Source organism: Acinetobacter legionensis (genome assembly GCF_048552295.1).
Lineage (GTDB): Bacteria > Pseudomonadota > Gammaproteobacteria > Pseudomonadales > Moraxellaceae > Acinetobacter.
Map to the genome: position 1 here is coordinate 53,342 of NZ_JBIMCW010000019.1, position 18,162 is coordinate 71,503.

Genomic DNA, 18,162 nt, shown 5'->3' on the forward strand with positions numbered 1-18,162 from the left:
TAGCTCACGGAAATTACCAGCGAGACTGTTATGTTGACCATCGTTCAAGAAGCGCTAACCTTCGATGATGTCTTATTACTCCCTGCCTATTCTACTATCCTCCCAAAAGATGTCTCTCTAAAGACACGCCTCACACGCGGCATTCAACTGAACATCCCTATGGTTTCAGCAGCAATGGATACTGTGACTGAGTCACGTATGGCGATTGCAATGGCGCAAAACGGTGGTATTGGTATTTTACATAAAAACATGGATATTTCTGCACAAGCTGCAGAAGTTCGCCGTGTAAAAAAATTCGAAGCGGGAATGGTGAAAGATCCAATTACCGTGACACCTGAAACCACGATTCGTGATTTGATGGCAATTACACAAGCCAACAACATCAGCGGTGTACCTGTCGTTAAAGATGGCAAAGTGGTTGGGATTGTAACTGGCCGAGATACTCGTTTTGTAACGAACTTGGAACAACCAGTAAGCAATATCATGACAGGGCAAGATCGACTTGTGACTGTTCGTGAAAATGAATCGAAAGAAAATATTCAAGCATTATTGCAAAAACACCGTATTGAAAAAGTATTGGTGGTTGATGAAAGCAATGCATTAAAAGGCTTAATTACAGTTACAGATTTCCGTAAAGCGGAATCTTATCCAAATAGCTGTAAAGATGAATTAGGTCGTTTACGTGTTGGTGCTGCAGTGGGTACTGGCGCTGAAACCCCAAGTCGTGTTGAAGCTTTGGTTGAAGCAGGCGTTGATGCGATTGTAGTGGATACAGCGCATGGTCATTCTGCGGGTGTGATCGAACGTGTCCGTTGGGTGAAAGCAAACTTCCCTCAAGTTCAAGTGATTGGCGGTAATATCGCAACGGGTGATGCTGCTTTGGCATTACTTGATGCAGGTGCAGATGCGGTGAAAGTGGGTATTGGTCCTGGTTCAATCTGTACGACACGTATCGTTGCAGGTATTGGTATGCCACAAATCTCTGCAATTGACAGTGTTGCCAATGCATTGAAAGACCAAATTCCATTGATTGCTGATGGTGGTATCCGTTTCTCTGGGGATATGGCAAAAGCGATTGGTGCTGGTGCAAGCACAATTATGGTGGGTTCACTTATGGCGGGTACTGAAGAAGCGCCTGGTGAAGTTGAATTCTTCCAAGGTCGTTATTACAAAGCATACCGTGGTATGGGTTCTTTGGGTGCAATGGCTGGTGCGACGGGTTCTGCCGATCGTTATTTCCAAGACTCGAAAGCAGGCGCTGAAAAATTGGTTCCAGAAGGGATTGAAGGCCGCGTACCGTACAAAGGTCCAATGGGCAATATCGTACATCAAATGATGGGCGGTTTACGTTCATCTATGGGCTATACCGGTTCTGCAACCATTGAAGATTTACGTCAAAATGCAAAATTTGTGAAAATCACCGCTGCAGGTATGCAAGAGTCACATGTGCATGATGTAACGATTACCAAAGAAGCACCGAACTATCGTGTAGGTTAATCTTTTGTAATATTTTGATTGGAAAAAGCCGTCAGTTTATGACGGCTTTTTTATTTTGGTGTAAAGTAGTAAACCTTAAAAATTGATTGTTATACAACACATAATAAGTGGGTAAAAGATGAGTTATTTTGGAACAGACGGGATTCGTGGAAAATTTGGTGAACTCCCAATTACCCCAGAATTTGCACTTAAACTCGGATTTGCGGCAGGGAAAGTATTAAAGCAAATTAGCCCAAAATCAAAACCAATTGTGGTTTTAGGTAAAGATACCCGTTTATCGGGTTATATTCTTGAAGCAGCTTTACAGGCGGGTCTCAATGCGGCAGGTGTTTATGTACATTTGCTTGGACCGCTGCCGACCCCTGCAATTGCCCATTTAACCCGTGCATTGCATGCCAACTTAGGGATCGTGATTTCTGCTTCGCATAACCCTTATTTTGATAATGGAATTAAATTCTTTTCAGATGAAGGGAAAAAGCTCCCAGATACGATTCAAGATGCGATTAATCGAGAGCTTGAGAACGATATCATTATTGAAGACACCGCAAACTTAGGTAAGAGTGTACGTGTTAAAGATGCCAATGGTCGTTATATCGAGTTTTGTAAATCGACATTCCCATATCATTTCAATTTACGCCATTTAAAAATTGTGGTGGATTGCGCCAATGGTGCAGCGTATAGCGTAGGTCCAGCAGTATTTCGTGAATTAGGCGCAAAAGTTATTGCGCTTTATAACGAACCAGATGGTTTAAATATCAATAAGGATTGTGGTTCAACACATCCTGAAAATTTACAAAAAGCCGTGATTGAGCATCAAGCAGATTTAGGTATTGCTTTTGATGGCGATGCAGATCGTGTGGTTTTGGTCGACCGTTTTGGTAAATTGATTGATGGCGACCATATTCTGTATATTTTAGCAACCCAAGCATCTCAAAAACCGGCGGGTATCGTCGGTACAGTGATGAGTAACATGGCATTAGAATTGGCACTTGAAAAAGCCAAAGTGCCTTTTGTGCGTGCTAAAGTGGGTGATCGCTATGTATTGCAAAATTTAGAAGAAAACAACTGGGTGACTGGTGGCGAACCATCTGGTCATATTTTGACTTTAGACAAGAGCACAACAGGTGATGCAATTATTGCAGCCCTGCAAGTGTTAACAGTATTGGTTGAACAGAATAAATCTTTAGATGAATTGGTTGCAGATTTTAAAACTTTACCCAATGTTTTGGTCAATGTTCGTCTTGAACAAATGTTTGACCCATTTGCAGTGCCAGCATTGGTTGCCGAGTTTGATAAAGTAGAAGCCACACTTAAAGGACGTGGGCGAATTTTAATTCGTAAGTCAGGGACGGAACCGATCATCCGTGTTATGGTAGAAGGCGATAATCTGCAAGAAGTAACTGATTTGGCAAATCATTTAGCAGATGCTGTTCGTCAAAATGCGGCTTAAAATATTGTATCGTCTGTAGAAGGTTTTGCTTCATGCGTGATGTAATTAAAGACTTAAGTGAGCTTCGTCTTACTTATCAAAAAGGTGAACTACATGAGGAGCAAGTGGATGCTCATCCTCATGCGCAGTTTCTCAATTGGTTTAATTTGGCTTTAGAAGCAAAACTGCATGAACCCTATGCAATGTCGTTGGCAACCGCAAATGCACAAGGGCGTCCACATGTGCGTACTGTGTTATTGCGTGGTGCTACCGAGGCTGGTTATGATTTTTATACCAATTATGACAGTCAAAAAGGCTTAGATTTAGCTGAAAATCCTTATGCAGAATTGCTATTCTATTGGCCTGAGTTAGAACGTCAAGTTCGTGTGGGTGGTCAAGTTCAGAAAATATCTGAACAAGAATCTACAGATTATTATCATAAGCGTCCGCGTGATAGCCAAATTGCAGCGCATATCAGTACCCCACAAAGTGGTGTGATTGAAAGTCGTGAACATCTACAACAGCGTTTTCAAGCGTTGTATGATCAAGTGGCTGAAAAGAATGAATTGGCTAAACCCGAATTTTGGGGAGGTTATCGTTTAGAGCCGACGTATTATGAATTCTGGCAAGGTCGCCCAAATCGCTTACATGATCGCCTCACTTATGAAAAAGTCGGTGGATCTTGGACAATACAACGTTTGATGCCATAAATGCAAAAATTACAAATTAAACAACGACCATTGATTACACGCCCTGAAAACTTTCAGGGCGTGTTACCCTTTATTGCTGAAATTTTGGCTCGTCGTGGTGTGCAATCTGAACAAGAATTAGATTTAAAACTTAAATATTTACTTGCACCAGAAATGAAAGGTTTGGAGCAAGCCATTCAAATAATTGATCAAGCTTTAGATCAAGAAAAAAAAATTGTGATTGTCGGTGATTATGATGCAGATGGTGCCACCAGTACCGCACTGATGATGCTGGCTTTACGAGAAATGGGGGCCAATGTTGAATACCTTGTTCCAGATCGTTTTAAATATGGTTATGGCCTAACCCCTAAAATTGCCGATTTGGCTTTTGAAAAATATCAGCCTGATCTATTAATTACGGTCGACAATGGAATTTCCAGCCATGCAGGTGTAGCACAAGCACAGTCACATGGAATGCAGGTGATTATCACCGATCACCATTTAACGACCAAGGAAACGCCTCAAGCTGAAGCGGTTGTTAACCCAAATCAGTTAGGGTGCGAATTTCCAAGTAAGGCTTTGGCTGGCGTCGGCGTGGCATTTTACCTATTGGCAAAGTTAAGTAGCCATCGGACAAAACTGGGGAAATCCGCTGCAAAAATGCCGCAATATTTGGATTTGGTTGCTTTGGGCACTTATGCCGATGTTGCCAGCCTCGACCATAACAATCGTATCTTAGTGGATGCAGGAGTTAAACGGATTCAACAGAATCAATGTCGTGCTGGGATTAGTGCCTTATTAGACATTGCAGCGCGTGATCCTGCTGAGTTAAAAGCCTCTGATTTAGGTTTTGTGTTAGGCCCTCGTCTTAATGCCGCAGGGCGTATGGAAACCATGGACATCGGTATTGAATGTCTTTTGGCAACCGATACGCAGACAGCTCACGCTTTGGCACGCCAGCTCAATGAGTTAAACTTAGAACGCCGTCAAGTTGAGTCGGAGATCAAACAAGAAGCTTTAGCTGCGCTGGAAAATCTACAGCTTGATCAAGATCATTTACCCGCAGCGCTGGTCATGTTTGAAGAGCATTGGCATCAAGGGGTGATTGGTATTGTGGCAGGCCGTTTAAAAGAGCAATTTCATCGCCCCAGTATTGTATTTGCGGCAGATAAAGATGGGATTCATATCAAAGGTTCCGCACGTTCGATTGATGGTATTCATATTCGAGACAGTATTGAAAAAGTTGCCGAGCAATATCCTGATTTGATTAGTCATTTTGGTGGGCATGCGGCTGCGGCGGGATTGACTATTCAAAAGCAACATTTTGAAGAATTTAAACAACGTTTTACTGAGTTGGTTGCTCAATCAGATGATGCGCTATTCCAAGCGGTATTATGGACGGATGGTGAATTACCTGCTCAGGCATTTCAACTGCAAACTGTAGATACTTTGACGCAATTGGGACCGTGGGGGCAAAAGTTTCCTGCACCGGTATTTGAAGGGCGTTTTAAAGTCATCGATTATCGTTGGTTAAAGGAAGTGCATCTGAAATTGCGTTTAGCTTTGGAAAATGGCCAACCGATTGATGCGATTGCCTTTAATGTACGTGATAAATTCAATTTTGATCCTATGCAAGATATGGTACGTATTGTTTATGAATTGGATAAAAATCAATTTAATGGCAATGTGAGTTTGCAGTTAAGAATGCTGCATTTAGAACAGTAAATTTAGGCGAAAGAAGCGCTTATATAAGCGCTTTATCTATTTGATACCCACTATAATAGTTAATACATCTCATTTTAGAACGCGTATAGCCTTATCTTACATTCAAAATTTAAATACATTTGTGTAGTTAAGGCCTTTCTCTGCACTATAAAAAGTAGTGCTTCTAACTAGATTTGCGGATTAAACATCAAAGAAACTTATTTCCCTTCTTTAAGTCATAGATTAATATAGGTTTAACGCTTTTTTATGCTTAAAAGAATCTAGAAAAATGAAAATATGGATTGCAGTGCTTTTTATTCTGATTTCAAATACAGCCTTTGCAAATGTAATTAAATGGAACGAAAATAATATTAATTGGCTGTCTTATGAAAAAGGCTTACAGATTGCTGAACAAGAGAAGAAACCCATTTTATTGGTGTTTTATGCTAACTGGTGTGGTGCTTCTAAGCGATATGGAAAAGTATTTTATGATGATGAGGTTGTAAATCTTTCGAAAAAATTCATCATGATTAAGGTCGATGTGAATGAGGATGAGGATTTAAGTTTAGAGTATGGTGTGCGCTATATTCCGATGACATTATTTTTGGATAGTAAATCAAATATTCAAACTGATATACGTAGTAGTACTTCAGAGCATCCGTTTAATTTAAATGAAGAAAATCCTAATGAATTACTAAGGTTGATGAAAAAAGTACAATACAAGTTAAATGAAGTCTCGATCAAACCTAAAGTTATTTTAATGAATCATTAATTGCTGATTTATTTAATTAGTGGTAAAAAAACCGCTTATACAAGAGCGGTTTTTTTAAATTTTATCAATAATTAGAAGCGGTAAGCAGCACGTAGACCATAGACATTATCGTCATCTTCAAAATCAACAGAACCTTCTAAGCTGATTTGTTGAGTAAAGAATTTTTTTGCACGAATTGTAAAGCTGTCTTCATCAGTACCATCAGTGCGGCTACCTGAATAAGCCAATCCGACACTGAAAGTTTTATCTAGGTATAAATCTGTACCTACGCTGTAAGCATCGGTATCACCAAAGCTTGCACCACCTTCAAAATTCATGTCATAGCGACCCACTTGAGTGACATATTTAGCACGGATAGTTGGATCTATATCATCATTAAAATCATTATCATAGCCTTCTAAACCCACTGCAATCAAAAGACCTGGGATTGGCAAGTAACCTACTTCAGCAGAGTAAGTTGTTGTATCTAAATCATCGACATGATCGGCCTTAGCTGTAGAGCGTCCAATAGCAGCACTTGCATAAAAATCGGTATTTGGAACGAAATATTCAATACCAACACCATAAGCTGTTACATCGTAGGCATCATAATCGATATAGCTAATTCCAGCATTTACGTTGCTTGCGCGATCTAGAAAGGCAGCTTCGTTTAATGGGTTATTTTTAACTTGAACAGGGTTAAAATAATATGTTCCATCAATAGCAAAACCAGTAGATGTATCCCCTTTATCTGGATCAACAATACCGAGTGAACCACCGATTTCAGCTTGGTATGCATGTGCAGACCCAAAAGAACTAGCAAGTAATGCAGCAAATAAAGTTTTCTTAAACATTGTGTGACCCTTTTGTTATAAAAATATTAATTTTTTGTTACAAATCGCATTGTATGTAAATTAATCTCTATGTCAAGGCTAAAGATCTGAAAATTAAAAGTTTGCTGCGCCATGACATAAAAACAATGCTTAAAAAATGGGTAACTGAGTCAAGCTTTAAGCAATCCATAACAACAATAAAAATAGCCAATAGATTCGGTTTAAAGGCTTTTAATCGGTCTTTTTTATGTCTTAAATTTTTAAGATAGATCGATTCAAAATTATTTAATTTATTATTTATCAAAATATTATAATTGATTTTGTTCTATCATCTTGCATTAAGATTTATTAAGACATATCTTAATATACATAAATTAATCAATTCGAGAAAAATAAAGATGAAATCAGAGCGACATGATCATTCACAACATGATTTTGAGCATCGTGAACAGCATACCGAACGGGGCTATGGTGGACGACGAGGTCGGTTGTTTGAATCGGGTAAAATGAAGCTTTTGGTTTTACATCTGATACAGCAACAGCCAAAGCATGGTTATGAAATTATCAAAGCCATCAGTGATCTGGTCGGTGGAGGCTATACTCCAAGTTCAGGCACAATCTATCCAACCCTGACCTATCTTGAAGAAATTGGTTTTGTGCATGCTGAAAATACAGAAGGTGATCGTAAGCAATATCACATTACTGATGCTGGAAAATTACATTTAAAAGAGCAGCATGCGCATATCCAACACTTATTAGAGCGTTTAGAAACTCGACGCGAAATTCATGAAAACGACCAATATTTGGATATTCATCGTGCGATGGAAAACTTAAAAACATCATTACGCCTAAAGCTCAAGGGTAAAGATTTTGATGCGGAGCAAGTTAGACAAGTCGCTGAAAAAATTGATCAAGCTGCAGTAGAAATTGGACGTTTATAACAGTGCAATAATGGGGCAATAGAAGGTTTAGGTGAGACATGAGTATTGAGGTACAACAAAAACTGCGTCATGCAAATTTAAAAGTGACCCAAGCAAGAGTGATTGTATTCAAAGCGCTGTTGGACCAAAAAACACAACTGACAGCAAAGCAGATTTATCAGCAGTTATATGTACAAAATAAGCAGATCAGCTTATCGACCATATATCGAGTGGTGAGTGATTTAGAGAAAGTGGGTTTGATTACGCAAAATCTGCATGGCAGAGATGAAGCCAAATATGCTTTGCCTTATTTATCCGAAGTGGAGTCACTCAATATCCAATGTGCCGACCTAACCCAGATCAATAAAGCATCTTTGATCGCTTCACTGGAACAGGTTTTTCAAGCGTTTGATATTGATGTTTTGGATATTAAATTTAGTACCACATTACATTAAACCCAGCCGAATATTTAACAAGTTAGAGAAATCTTATGAAACAACATCAATATTATGTAACTGTGCAACATGTTGCAGATGCGCAAGGTCATCCATCAATCTACAATGAAAATATCGAATTTAATGTGGGTAATCACGATGATATTTTCCAAATCGTAGAGCGCTTAAAAGCTGCTGAGTTTTTTGATGAAGAAACCACTAAAGCGTTTGCGGTAGGATTAAAACTCTTCTTAGAGGTGATGATTACCCACCGTGATCATGTGCTATTTCAAGACTTTGAACCCGCAGTTAAACAATTTATGAAAAACCTAAAGCAGAACGTCAAGAAAAATGCCTGATTTAAAACCAGAGATCAAGATCGAAAATAAACGCGATCAACATAAACCTGCCATGATTTTTGCTGGAATTCCGAAATTACCAGCAAAATATGCAGGGTGGATTATGCCGTTGATACTCTCAGCTTTGATGAGTGCGACCATTTCCATGATTAACTTATGGAAAAATGTGGGGTGGTTCGATGGATTTTTTGCAAAATGGTTTAGCGTCTGGCTATTTTCATGGATGATTGCCTTTCCCACAGTATTAATTTTTTTACCTCTGGTTCGCCGTTTCACAGGCTTATTTGTAGATCTTACGCCACCTCCTTCTGCTTAATTCGATTAAGGCTTTGAAGACATCATGATGCGATGACGGGCCTATAAACATTTCAAAGAGAATATGCAACTCGATAAAGTATTGCTCCCAGATCTTGTAATCAGAAACTGCATAACAAAAACCAAACTATTATTGTCCTATTCATGGTATTCAGCGTATTAAGATAGCTATAGGTCGATGTATATAAAACCGATAAGCTAAATAAAATGAAATTGTAGATGTTGCAATAACGTCCTGAGCTGATGGACAAATTTAGGATAACAAAATGACCAATACCAACTATACCGAGATTTCTAACTCTGACGATTGTGAAAAATATGTGAATCAGTTTATTCAAGATTTTCCAATCCGTTCAGCAGAAATAGGCAAAGGCACCGTCATTAAACGTGCATTACCCAGTCGTCAAAAACGCATGATTGGCGCATGGTGCTTTTTAGATCACGCTGGTCCAGTCGTATTTCCTCAGGGAGATGGATTGGATGTTGGACCGCACCCGCATATTGGGTTACAAACCTTCACTTGGATGATCGAAGGGACGATGATGCATACAGACAGCATCGGCTCTAAACAATTGATTCGTCCTAAACAAGTGAATCTGATGACTGCGGGTTATGGAATTTCCCATACAGAAGTTGCTCCCGATACTGAAACGAGAATGCATGCTGCACAGCTTTGGATTGCATTGCCTGATGATAAGATCAATATGGCACCGCAGTTTGATCATTATCCAGAATTACCCATTGTAGAGCAGGACCATATTGAATTTACAGTTTTAGTCGGTGAATTCATGAATACCAAATCTCCTGTCAAAGTGCATACGGAATTAGTCGGGATCGATTTTTTTGCAAAAGAATCAACCAAGACACGTATTCCACTGAATCCTCATTTTGAATATGGATTTATGGCATTAGAAGGTGAAGCAACAGTAAATGATCATGATTTAAATAGTGACAATATGGTGGTGATTGAACCTGGAATTTCACAGATTGAGGTTGAATTACCAAAAGGCTCGCGTTTACTGTTGATAGGTGGTGAACCTTTTGAGTCGCCTATATTACTGTGGTGGAATCTTGTTGGCAGAACACAGGAAGAACTAAAAGCGGCTACAGAACAATGGGCGAATCAGGACGCGCGTTTTGGAACGATCCCTGATTATGATGGTCCACGTTTAGAAGCACCGGCATTCCCAGACAAGATGCGAGCATCGAAGTGATGTGCTGCATTGCGCATTGTCGATTTTTAGACAGGGATTCAAACTAAATAATTTGCGTTAAAGGCGAGCTTGCTCATCCTTTAGCGCAAGTGTTGCGTTTACAAAGTTTTATTTAAACTGGCATTCACTAAAAATTTAAAGATTCAAGGAAAATAAAATGGCAATTATTGCAAATGCAAAGGTAAAAACCTATCCAGAACCATGGTCAGGTGAGGTGGTGAGTGGAAAACATCAACTGATTACCGACAAACCAGAATCATTCGGTGGGCAAGACAAGGGCTTAGCGCCTTATGATTTTATCTGTTCAGGTTTAATTTCTTGTACCATGATTACATTGCGTATGTATGCTCAACACAAAGGTCTTGATTTGGGTGAGTTTACAGTTGAAGCTGATTTTAATGCCAATAAAGAGGGGAAAGAATGGGTCGAGCGTCGCTTGTCTTTTGCCACTCCTTTGTCTGAAGAGTTGCATCAAAAAGTGTTAGACATTTGCCAAAAAACCCCAGTGACCAAGACTTTATTACGTAGTGTGGAAATCAATACCACGATTATTTAAAAACGGTTATATAAAAACCGCTATGTAAAGATGGTCGTTGTATTTGATCCGTAAAAAGATATTTTGTATAAAAACAAAATATCTTTTTTCTGCCAGTAAGATTATTCAAAAATTATTTTATTGTTTATTTACAAGTGTTTGCATAAACTTTGTTATAGAACTTATCTTGATTCAAGGCTTTAAACTCTAAGTCGTCAAAGGAATAAAAAGCGGCCCCCGTTTCACCATCATGGCTCAAGGTAATGTCATCAAATTTTTTCACTAATTTGCTGTTTGATGTTTTCCCTACAAAGTAATCAGCGCCCCGAATGGCGATGGTTTTTCCTGTGCAATCTACAATAAGCTGTTTAATAACCGATTGATATGTTGCACCTTGCTCATCTTTAATAGGGTTGGCATATTTTTCATAGATGACAGCTTGCTTAAACGAATCACGAATTTTTTGATGTGCATTTACATCAATAAAGGACTCACCCTTATTCTCAAGAGATCCCAGTAACATAAGCTTGGGTTGATATGCATATAGATTTGAACAAATAAAGAAGAAAATTAACGGGATAAGTGACTTCATTTTTATTCTCAGAATAACCAATATTGAATCTAGAGTATAAACAAAGTTGATAAAAAAATGATTTAAATACAGTAATAGAATTGTTGAAAAGTTGAGATCAATTTATAGTCGAAGGATAAAAACTGAGGCAATACAATGATTACATTACATCACCTAGATCAATCTCGTTCACTCCGTATTATCTGGGCTTTAGAAGAGCTGGGACTTGAGTATCAGATTAAGCACTATAAGCGCTTGCCTACTTTTGCTGCGCCCCCTGAGTTAAAAGCAGTTCATCCGCTTGGAAAGTCACCTGTATTGACCGATGGTGACCTGACTATTGCAGAATCTGCTGTGATTTTAGATTATCTTCAAGCAACCTATGATACAAAAAATCAGTTTAAGCCTCAGAATCCTAAAGACTTAATGCAATATAACTACTGGATGCATTATGCCGAGGGTTCTTTAATGCCTTATTTGTTGATGACCTTGGTCATGACCAATATGCCAAAACATGTTCCTTTTTTAATTCGTCCTATTGCAAAGAAAATTTCAGAAGGTGTCCGTGGCGGCTTTAGCAATCCTCGTTTAAAAGAGCATGCAGCCTTTTTGGAAGCTTATTTTAGTCAACATGACTATGCCGCAGGTGAGTTTTCTTTTGCCGACATTCAAATGAGTTTTCCCGTGATTGCCATGCAACAACGAACTAAAAATAAAACCCCTCGACTGGCTGCCTATGCTGAACGAATTCAGCAGCGTCCTGCTTTTCAACGCGCTAAACTAAAGAGTGATGATTAAATTTTGTATATCAAGGTGATGGGAGAATGCATTTAATTTTTTTACCAGGTGCATCGGGAAGCACAGTGTTTTGGCAACCTGTTATACAGCAGCTTTCAGCCGATCATCAAAAAACAGTGATGGCCTATCCAAGTTTTGCTGGGCATCCAGAGCATCCGCATATTCATAGTTTTGACGATTTGCAGAGTTATATTCTCCACCAAATTCAACAACCCAGCATTGTAATTGCTCAATCTATGGGAGGTGTTTTTGCAGTTCAAGCTGCATTACAAAAACCTGAATTGATCAACGCTTTGGTTTTGGTTGCAAGCTCTGGTGGAATTGATTTAAGTCCTTTTCAGGTTGCCAATTGGCGGGGGGATTACCAGCAAACATTTGCAGTACCCAATTGGTTTGTCGAGCATCAATCCCATCTAGATGATTTATTGTATAAAATAGAGTGCCCAGTCCTGTTGCTGTGGGGGGATGCAGATCCCATTAGCCCTGTGGGTGTGGGTAAATATTTACATGAAAAAATCCAGCATTCTAGATTGCATGTCATTGAACAAGGTCAACATGATTTGGCCAATGTACACGCCCATCAAGTGGCTAGATTAATTCAAGATTTTATTTCTGATATAAAGTAAAAGATTTAAGCTGATGCGGCACATGTCTTTTTCATTTGTGTTTACCATAATGATAATTGTGCTTCATCTTGCTGATCTGTCAGTTGATACAAACCGACTCCGATTAAACGGAATTGAAAATGCTCAGGAATTTGCATTTCGCTTAATAATATTTGAATGACTTGAACCATTTCTTGCTGTGATTGAAGTGCGGTTTTAAAACTTTTACTGTGCTGTAAAACTTGAAAATTCTTGAGTTTTAACTTCACGGTGACACCACGAGCCTGCATGTGTTTTTTTTCTAAACTGAGCCAAACACGTTCAATTAAATTGTCCCAATAGATTGAACACTGTTCAAGGCTGAGATCATCATCAAATGTGGTTTCTTTAGAAATTTGCTGACGTTGTCGTTCGGCTTGTACTGGACGATCATCAATACCTTGGGCATATAAAAATAACTGTCTGCCATATTTGCCAAAATGATGGATCAGTATATTTTCTTCAATTTTTTGCAAATCACCCAAAGTCTCTAAGTTTAAGCTTTTCAGTTTTTCCTGAGTGACCTTACCAACACCGGGAATTTTTTTCAGGGGTAAATCATGGATAAAATGTTGAACTTGGGTCGGTTTAATGATGCAAATGCCATTGGGTTTATTCCAATCCGAGGCAATTTTGGCAAGAAATTTATTCGGTGCTACACCTGCCGAAGCTGTAAGACCTGTTTGTTGAAAAATATCGGCTCGAATTCGTTCCGCCACTTCAGTAGCACTGGGAATATTTTGTAAATTTTCAGTGACATCTAAATAAGCTTCGTCTAAAGATAAAGGTTCAATAAGCGCAGTGTATTTTTGAAAAATTTCATGAATTTTTACAGAAACATCACGATATTTTTCAAAATTCGGTTCAATCACATAGACCTGAGGACAACGTTTTTTTGCCTGTGACATCGACATGGCAGAGCGTAACCCAAACTGACGCGCTGGGTAGGATGCAGCAGCAATCACAGCCCGAGGATGATGTGATGAAATCACTACAGGCAAGTGCTTTAATTCAGGACGGTCGAGTAGCTCTACAGATGCATAGAATGCATCCATGTCAATATGGATGATTTTTCTCATGAATTACACAGTGTTGAAACGCTGTGTGATTATTCTAACCGATCTTGATTTGTTTCTATTGATGAATTTAAATTTTGTAAAGAATATGCGACAGCTTATGTCATGAAAGATCTTGATTGCGCTTAATTCAACTTATTTTTCTGTAAAAACTGCTGCCATTGTTCTGCATCACCATAAAATACATTTAAATCGACATTTTTTTCGATGCCTTGAATTTTGCCTTGGTTGCTCTGTTGCCAAAATGTCCATGCACGTTGGTCTTTTAAATCAGGCTTATCTTTATATTCACGAATCCAAATCGGTGTATCTTTAAACTCACCTGTGAGTACCATGTTGTAAAAGATTTTAGAGGTATAAAAAATCGGTTGTTTACCGTAATGCTTTTGCAATTGATCATGCATACTTTTGATGTGTTTGATTAATTGTTCTTTGGTATAGGTGTTTATACAACTGCTGTCATATTCCAAGTCCATCACAGGGGGCAAGGCATTACTTTTATTTGGCACCGTTTTAATAAAATTCTGTGCTTGAATGTCACCATCACGACATAAACGAAAGAAGTGATAAGCCCCCACGCGCATACCACGTTCACGTGCTTCTAACCAATACTGCTGAAATTTATCATCTTGATAATCGCCACCTTCAGTGGCTTTGAGATAGACAAACTGATAGTGCTGGGGAGAGATTTTTTTCCAATCAATATCACCTTGATGATGTGATACATCGAAACCTTTAATCGGATAGGCTTCAGCCAAGGCAGTATTATTATGAACAAAAAACAAAGTCCCGAATATGACGCAGCAGAAAAGTGCGATCGCTAAAACTGAGCTATTGCGAGTGATTTTTTGCTGTTTGTGTTTTTTCGCAGCGTATTTTGACATGGTTTTTTTAAATATCCAGATGGATCAGTTTAACGTGCTTTGGTTCTAAAAAACGATGGCTGAATAAAAATTGCAACACTTAAATTTGCGCATCTTTGGGAATTTGAAAGAATATCAACGCCGTAATGATGTTAATCGCACCTAAGCAAATCAGAGTATAGTGAAATGCTTGTGTTATATGTGCTTCACTAAAATAGCCTGTAAATGCATTGAGTAAAGTACCTGCCAAAGCAATCCCAATACTCATTGATAACATCATAATCATTGATAAAAAGCTATTCCCACTACTGGCATCCTGTTGCGGGAGATCTTTAAGTGTAAGGGTATTCATGGTCACAAACTGTAATGAGTTGAGTACGCCAAAAATAAAGAAATGCACTACACCTAACCATGTCGGGGTATCCGCTGTATGTAAGGCAAAACTGGCAATACATGCACCGATCAATAAGGTATTGACCAGTAGAAATGGACGATAACCAGTACGTTGTAGAATCGGGCGAATGATGGGTTTAGAAAATAATGAACCAAGTACAATTGGGGTCATCATTACCCCAGTCATAAAAGGTTCCATTTTAAAGGCGACTTGAAGCATCAGTGGCAAAATAAAAGGAACCGCATTTCCACCAAAGCGCGCAAAGAAATTACCGAGTACACCGATGGTATAGATTTTATTTTTAAACAGTCGACTACGAAACAATGCATTTTTATGGGTATGGGCATGATAGGCATAGACCAATGCTGAGATTATCCCTGCGAAAAGTAAGCTTAAGCTCAGGCTTCTGGAGATTTCATTGCTAGCAATATTTTCAATCCCTAAAGCCATTCCCACCATTGCGATTGCCAATAGGATAAAGCCACTGAAATCAAAGGATTTTACCGATGCTTCAGTCACATTAGGCATGGCTTTAAAGGTGACAAAAGTGCCTAAAATACCGATGGGTAAATTAATCAGAAAAATCCAGTGCCAAGACGCATATTCGACCAACCAACCGCCTAAGATCGGGCCCATTAATGGACCGAGTAAGCCTGCTAAGCTCATCAAACTCATTGCAGAAAGAAACTGCTCACGAGGGATGATTTTTAACATGGCGAGTCGCCCGACTGGAACCAGTAATGCGCCACCGATACCTTGAATAACTCGAAATACAATAAGCAGATTGAAGTCATTGGATAGTGCACAGCCCAATGAGGCAGCGGTAAAAATCACGATCGCTGCAAAAAAGATATTTCGTACCCCAAAGCGATCTGCCAACCAACCACTTAAAGGAATACATGCAGCAACTGCCAAGACATAGCTAATCACGATGCCATGCATTTTTAATGGATTTTCTTGCAGGCTTTCTGCCATCGCAGGCAAAGCGGTATTGATAATCGTGGTATCTAAGCCTTGCATGAAAAAGCCGATCGAAACTAAAAAAACCAATAAATAGAATTTAGGTTGGAGTTTACTGTGCGATGGCGTAGTCGTCATAGAACTTAAATAATCCCATTTTGTGAATATTTTAAAACAATCATCTGACTAAATCTGTATGAAATCGTTGCTTTATATTGAATCAGGCGCAATATCCAATTGAATGTTCAAGAAATTGCCATAAAACTGTAATCTGCTTGTCATGGAACTTACACCCGTGATGGATACATTAAGCCAAATTAAACAAAAAATGGGCTGTTTATGAACATAAAAGTTTCAGCATTGTGTTTAGCAATGCTTTCTGTGGGTTTAGTGGCATGTAATGATGATCATAAAACAACAGCGCCAACGGTTGAAGAAAGCACACCTGAAAGCATTAATTTAAGCTTACTGGGGCGTTATGAAACGGGTATTTTTGCTGAAAGTGCAGCAGAGATTCCCGCATATGATGCAACAACAAAACGGGTATTTGTGGTCAATGCTAAAAAGGGTTTGGTTGATGTGTTAGATGTGTCTAAACCAGAAACGCCTGTGCATATTGGTGAGCTTTCGGCTCGTGAAGCTTTAGCTGATTCTGAAGTAAATTCAGTTGCGATTAGAAATGGCATTGTGGCACTTGCTGTTCAAGCCAAACAAAAAACAGATAAAGGTATTGTGGCTTTTTTTAATGCCAAAGATTTGAAATTGATTAGTCAAGTCGAAGTTGGTGCTTTACCTGATATGCTGACATTTAGTCCAGATGGTAAAACTGTTTTGGTGGCAAATGAGGCGGAACCGAATGATGACTATAGTATCGATCCTGAAGGTTCAATCAGCATTATTGATATTAGCAATATTCAACGACCAACCGCTAGCCTTGCCGATTTTAAAGCGTTTAATGATAAAAAAGCCGATTTGATTAAATCGGGTGTACGCATTTTTGGTCCTAAAGCGACGGTGGCTCAAGATCTAGAGCCTGAATACATCACCATCAGCAATGATGGGAAAACCGCTTGGGTGACCTTACAAGAAAATAATGCCATTGCCAAAATTGATATCGTTGCTAAAAAAGTGACTGATATTTTTCCATTAGGTTATAAAGATCATGGGCTTGCTAACAATGCACTAGATGTCAGTGATAAAGATGGAAAAATTAACATCCAAACTTGGCCAGGTTTGGTGGGGATGTATCAACCTGATTCAATTGCCCATTATCAAGCCAATGGGGCGAGTTATTTAGTCACCGCCAATGAAGGGGATTCACGTGAATGGCTAAAAGACTCAAAAGCGTACTATGCAGGAGATCAAAGCCAAGGTTTTGTTGAAGCAATTCGAATGAAACACCTGTTTAATGTCAAAGGTTTCAATAACAAAGGTGATTATCCAGCACACTTAGTCAATCTTGCAACAGGTGTAAAAGGTGCCAAACTAGATGCAACGATTTTTGCCTATTGTGGTGCAACAGAGACTGATCCAAGCATGTGCCGTGATGATACACAATTAGGACGTTTAAACATTGCTTGGAATATGGGTTATCAAACCAACACGGATGGCTCACCAAAATTGGATGCCAATGGATTATTGACCTATAGCAAACTTTATAGCTATGGTGCGCGTTCTTTCAGTATTTGGGATGCACAAGGCAAATTAGTTTGGGATTCAGGCAGTGAATTTGAGCGTAAAGTTGCTGAGCTATTTCCAAATTATTTTAATAGTGATCATGAAGCGGCGGCTTTTGATGACCGAAGTGACAATAAAGGGCCTGAGCCTGAAGGTTTAGCGCTGGGAACAATTGGTAAAAAAACCTTTGCCTTTATCGGCTTAGAGCGCCAAAGTGGGATTATGGTTTATGATATTAGTAATCCACAAAAGCCTGTGTTTATACAGTATTTTAATAATCGTACCTTTAAACAGGATCAGGTTTATAAAGATGCCAAAGGTCAGCCAATCTTAAACAAGGATGGCAAACAGATTCTGATTGAGAAAAGTGATTTAGGTCCTGAAGGACTGACGTTTGTCTCTGCCAAAGATTCACCAAATGCAAAGCCTATGTTGATTGTAGGCAATGAAGTCAGTGGCAGTACAGCAATTTATCAGATTAACTTAAAATAGCGGTTTA

At 39.0% G+C, this 18,162-nt stretch carries 19 protein-coding genes; 14 read left to right on the forward strand and 5 right to left on the reverse strand.

Annotation, left to right across the window (positions count from 1 at the left end; translation table 11 throughout):
- The first annotated feature begins 30 nt into the window (after nucleotides 1–30).
- From guaB to ACG916_RS14945, 5 genes are all read left to right on the forward strand, one after another.
- A complete protein-coding gene (guaB, locus tag ACG916_RS14925; RefSeq protein ID WP_004718605.1) occupies nucleotides 31–1,497 on the forward strand; it encodes an IMP dehydrogenase in 1,467 nt (488 codons plus the stop codon).
- A gap of 118 nt (nucleotides 1,498–1,615) precedes the next feature.
- Nucleotides 1,616–2,947, forward strand: a complete 1,332-nt coding sequence (gene glmM / locus ACG916_RS14930) for a phosphoglucosamine mutase (RefSeq protein ID WP_004818404.1) — start codon at nucleotides 1,616–1,618, stop codon at nucleotides 2,945–2,947.
- 32 nt (nucleotides 2,948–2,979) lie between these two features.
- Entirely contained in the window at nucleotides 2,980–3,636 is a 657-nt protein-coding gene (gene pdxH / locus ACG916_RS14935) for a pyridoxamine 5'-phosphate oxidase (RefSeq protein WP_224964561.1), read from the forward strand.
- Nucleotides 3,637–5,340, forward strand: coding sequence for a single-stranded-DNA-specific exonuclease RecJ (gene recJ, locus ACG916_RS14940; protein WP_303576956.1), 1,704 nt, complete (start codon nucleotides 3,637–3,639; stop codon nucleotides 5,338–5,340).
- Nucleotides 5,341–5,608: 268 nt separating this feature from the next.
- Nucleotides 5,609–6,091, forward strand: a complete 483-nt coding sequence (locus tag ACG916_RS14945) for a thioredoxin family protein (protein ID WP_051670978.1) — start codon at nucleotides 5,609–5,611, stop codon at nucleotides 6,089–6,091.
- Nucleotides 6,092–6,162: 71 nt separating this feature from the next.
- Here the strand turns inward: ACG916_RS14945 and ACG916_RS14950 are convergent, their stop codons facing one another.
- The gene (locus ACG916_RS14950) at nucleotides 6,163–6,924 is read right to left on the reverse strand and encodes a putative porin (protein WP_419330310.1); all 762 of its coding nucleotides are present in this window, start codon (nucleotides 6,922–6,924) and stop codon (nucleotides 6,163–6,165) included.
- Nucleotides 6,925–7,301: 377 nt separating this feature from the next.
- On the opposite strand from ACG916_RS14950, the gene ACG916_RS14955 reads away from it, so the two are divergent.
- The 6 genes from ACG916_RS14955 (at nucleotide 7,302) to ACG916_RS14980 (ending at nucleotide 10,701) form a co-directional block, all read left to right on the forward strand.
- Nucleotides 7,302–7,844, forward strand: a complete 543-nt coding sequence (locus ACG916_RS14955; protein WP_034611284.1) for a PadR family transcriptional regulator — start codon at nucleotides 7,302–7,304, stop codon at nucleotides 7,842–7,844.
- 38 nt (nucleotides 7,845–7,882) lie between these two features.
- Nucleotides 7,883–8,278 carry a Fur family transcriptional regulator gene (locus tag ACG916_RS14960; protein ID WP_056517184.1) on the forward strand — a complete coding sequence of 132 codons (396 nt, stop codon included), beginning with the start codon at nucleotides 7,883–7,885 and terminating at the stop codon, nucleotides 8,276–8,278.
- Between the two features lie 35 nt (nucleotides 8,279–8,313).
- A complete protein-coding gene (locus tag ACG916_RS14965; protein WP_244014667.1) occupies nucleotides 8,314–8,616 on the forward strand; it encodes a DUF3861 domain-containing protein in 303 nt (100 codons plus the stop codon).
- On the forward strand, nucleotides 8,609–8,932 hold the full coding sequence (locus ACG916_RS14970; protein ID WP_419285914.1) for a DUF2798 domain-containing protein: 324 nt from the start codon (nucleotides 8,609–8,611) through the stop codon (nucleotides 8,930–8,932). The genes ACG916_RS14965 and ACG916_RS14970 overlap by 8 nt, the downstream gene beginning before the upstream one ends.
- A 265-nt stretch (nucleotides 8,933–9,197) precedes the next feature.
- On the forward strand, nucleotides 9,198–10,145 hold the full coding sequence (locus ACG916_RS14975) for a pirin family protein (protein ID WP_244014669.1): 948 nt from the start codon (nucleotides 9,198–9,200) through the stop codon (nucleotides 10,143–10,145).
- 157 nt (nucleotides 10,146–10,302) lie between these two features.
- Nucleotides 10,303–10,701: an OsmC family protein gene (locus tag ACG916_RS14980; RefSeq protein WP_004718587.1), complete on the forward strand. Its 399-nt coding sequence runs from the start codon at nucleotides 10,303–10,305 to the stop codon at nucleotides 10,699–10,701.
- Nucleotides 10,702–10,825: 124 nt separating this feature from the next.
- Here the strand turns inward: ACG916_RS14980 and ACG916_RS14985 are convergent, their stop codons facing one another.
- Complete coding sequence (locus ACG916_RS14985; RefSeq protein WP_244014671.1) at nucleotides 10,826–11,272, reverse strand: surface-adhesin E family protein; 447 nt, start codon at nucleotides 11,270–11,272, stop codon at nucleotides 10,826–10,828.
- A 135-nt stretch (nucleotides 11,273–11,407) separates the two neighbouring features.
- Here ACG916_RS14985 and ACG916_RS14990 point away from each other — a divergent pair, with 135 nt between their 5' ends.
- Complete coding sequence (locus ACG916_RS14990; RefSeq protein ID WP_004718584.1) at nucleotides 11,408–12,049, forward strand: glutathione S-transferase family protein; 642 nt, start codon at nucleotides 11,408–11,410, stop codon at nucleotides 12,047–12,049.
- A 26-nt stretch (nucleotides 12,050–12,075) separates the two neighbouring features.
- Nucleotides 12,076–12,675 carry an alpha/beta fold hydrolase gene (locus ACG916_RS14995; RefSeq protein ID WP_419326952.1) on the forward strand — a complete coding sequence of 200 codons (600 nt, stop codon included), beginning with the start codon at nucleotides 12,076–12,078 and terminating at the stop codon, nucleotides 12,673–12,675.
- Nucleotides 12,676–12,716: 41 nt separating this feature from the next.
- Here ACG916_RS14995 and dinB read toward each other — a convergent pair whose 3' ends face one another.
- From dinB to mdtD, 3 genes are all read right to left on the reverse strand, one after another.
- Entirely contained in the window at nucleotides 12,717–13,772 is a 1,056-nt protein-coding gene (dinB, locus tag ACG916_RS15000; protein WP_419326953.1) for a DNA polymerase IV, read from the reverse strand.
- Nucleotides 13,773–13,894: 122 nt separating this feature from the next.
- Nucleotides 13,895–14,653: a glycoside hydrolase family 25 protein gene (locus ACG916_RS15005; RefSeq protein ID WP_336952417.1), complete on the reverse strand. Its 759-nt coding sequence runs from the start codon at nucleotides 14,651–14,653 to the stop codon at nucleotides 13,895–13,897.
- Nucleotides 14,654–14,732: 79 nt separating this feature from the next.
- Nucleotides 14,733–16,124: a multidrug transporter subunit MdtD gene (gene mdtD / locus ACG916_RS15010; RefSeq protein ID WP_419326954.1), complete on the reverse strand. Its 1,392-nt coding sequence runs from the start codon at nucleotides 16,122–16,124 to the stop codon at nucleotides 14,733–14,735.
- 201 nt (nucleotides 16,125–16,325) lie between these two features.
- Here mdtD and ACG916_RS15015 point away from each other — a divergent pair, with 201 nt between their 5' ends.
- Nucleotides 16,326–18,155 (forward strand): choice-of-anchor I family protein, encoded by a 1,830-nt coding sequence (locus ACG916_RS15015; RefSeq protein ID WP_419326955.1) that lies wholly within the window; start codon nucleotides 16,326–16,328, stop codon nucleotides 18,153–18,155.
- Nucleotides 18,156–18,162: the final 7 nt, after the last annotated feature.

Bases quoted from the DNA above. Each gene is read 5' to 3' on its own strand.
- glmM (WP_004818404.1), top strand. From the start codon at position 1,616: ATGAGTTATTTTGGAACAGACGGGATTCGTGGAAAATTTGGTGAACTC.
- dinB (WP_419326953.1), bottom strand. From the start codon at position 13,772: ATGAGAAAAATCATCCATATTGACATGGATGCATTCTATGCATCTGTA.
- ACG916_RS15015 (WP_419326955.1), top strand. From the start codon at position 16,326: ATGAACATAAAAGTTTCAGCATTGTGTTTAGCAATGCTTTCTGTGGGT.
- ACG916_RS14975 (WP_244014669.1), top strand. From the start codon at position 9,198: ATGACCAATACCAACTATACCGAGATTTCTAACTCTGACGATTGTGAA.
- ACG916_RS14970 (WP_419285914.1), top strand. From the start codon at position 8,609: ATGCCTGATTTAAAACCAGAGATCAAGATCGAAAATAAACGCGATCAA.
- ACG916_RS14950 (WP_419330310.1), bottom strand. From the start codon at position 6,924: ATGTTTAAGAAAACTTTATTTGCTGCATTACTTGCTAGTTCTTTTGGG.
- ACG916_RS14990 (WP_004718584.1), top strand. From the start codon at position 11,408: ATGATTACATTACATCACCTAGATCAATCTCGTTCACTCCGTATTATC.
- ACG916_RS14960 (WP_056517184.1), top strand. From the start codon at position 7,883: ATGAGTATTGAGGTACAACAAAAACTGCGTCATGCAAATTTAAAAGTG.
- ACG916_RS14995 (WP_419326952.1), top strand. From the start codon at position 12,076: ATGCATTTAATTTTTTTACCAGGTGCATCGGGAAGCACAGTGTTTTGG.
- recJ (WP_303576956.1), top strand. From the start codon at position 3,637: ATGCAAAAATTACAAATTAAACAACGACCATTGATTACACGCCCTGAA.
- mdtD (WP_419326954.1), bottom strand. From the start codon at position 16,124: ATGACGACTACGCCATCGCACAGTAAACTCCAACCTAAATTCTATTTA.
- ACG916_RS14965 (WP_244014667.1), top strand. From the start codon at position 8,314: ATGAAACAACATCAATATTATGTAACTGTGCAACATGTTGCAGATGCG.
- ACG916_RS14980 (WP_004718587.1), top strand. From the start codon at position 10,303: ATGGCAATTATTGCAAATGCAAAGGTAAAAACCTATCCAGAACCATGG.
- ACG916_RS14945 (WP_051670978.1), top strand. From the start codon at position 5,609: ATGAAAATATGGATTGCAGTGCTTTTTATTCTGATTTCAAATACAGCC.
- guaB (WP_004718605.1), top strand. From the start codon at position 31: ATGTTGACCATCGTTCAAGAAGCGCTAACCTTCGATGATGTCTTATTA.
- pdxH (WP_224964561.1), top strand. From the start codon at position 2,980: ATGCGTGATGTAATTAAAGACTTAAGTGAGCTTCGTCTTACTTATCAA.
- ACG916_RS14955 (WP_034611284.1), top strand. From the start codon at position 7,302: ATGAAATCAGAGCGACATGATCATTCACAACATGATTTTGAGCATCGT.
- ACG916_RS14985 (WP_244014671.1), bottom strand. From the start codon at position 11,272: ATGAAGTCACTTATCCCGTTAATTTTCTTCTTTATTTGTTCAAATCTA.
- ACG916_RS15005 (WP_336952417.1), bottom strand. From the start codon at position 14,653: ATGTCAAAATACGCTGCGAAAAAACACAAACAGCAAAAAATCACTCGC.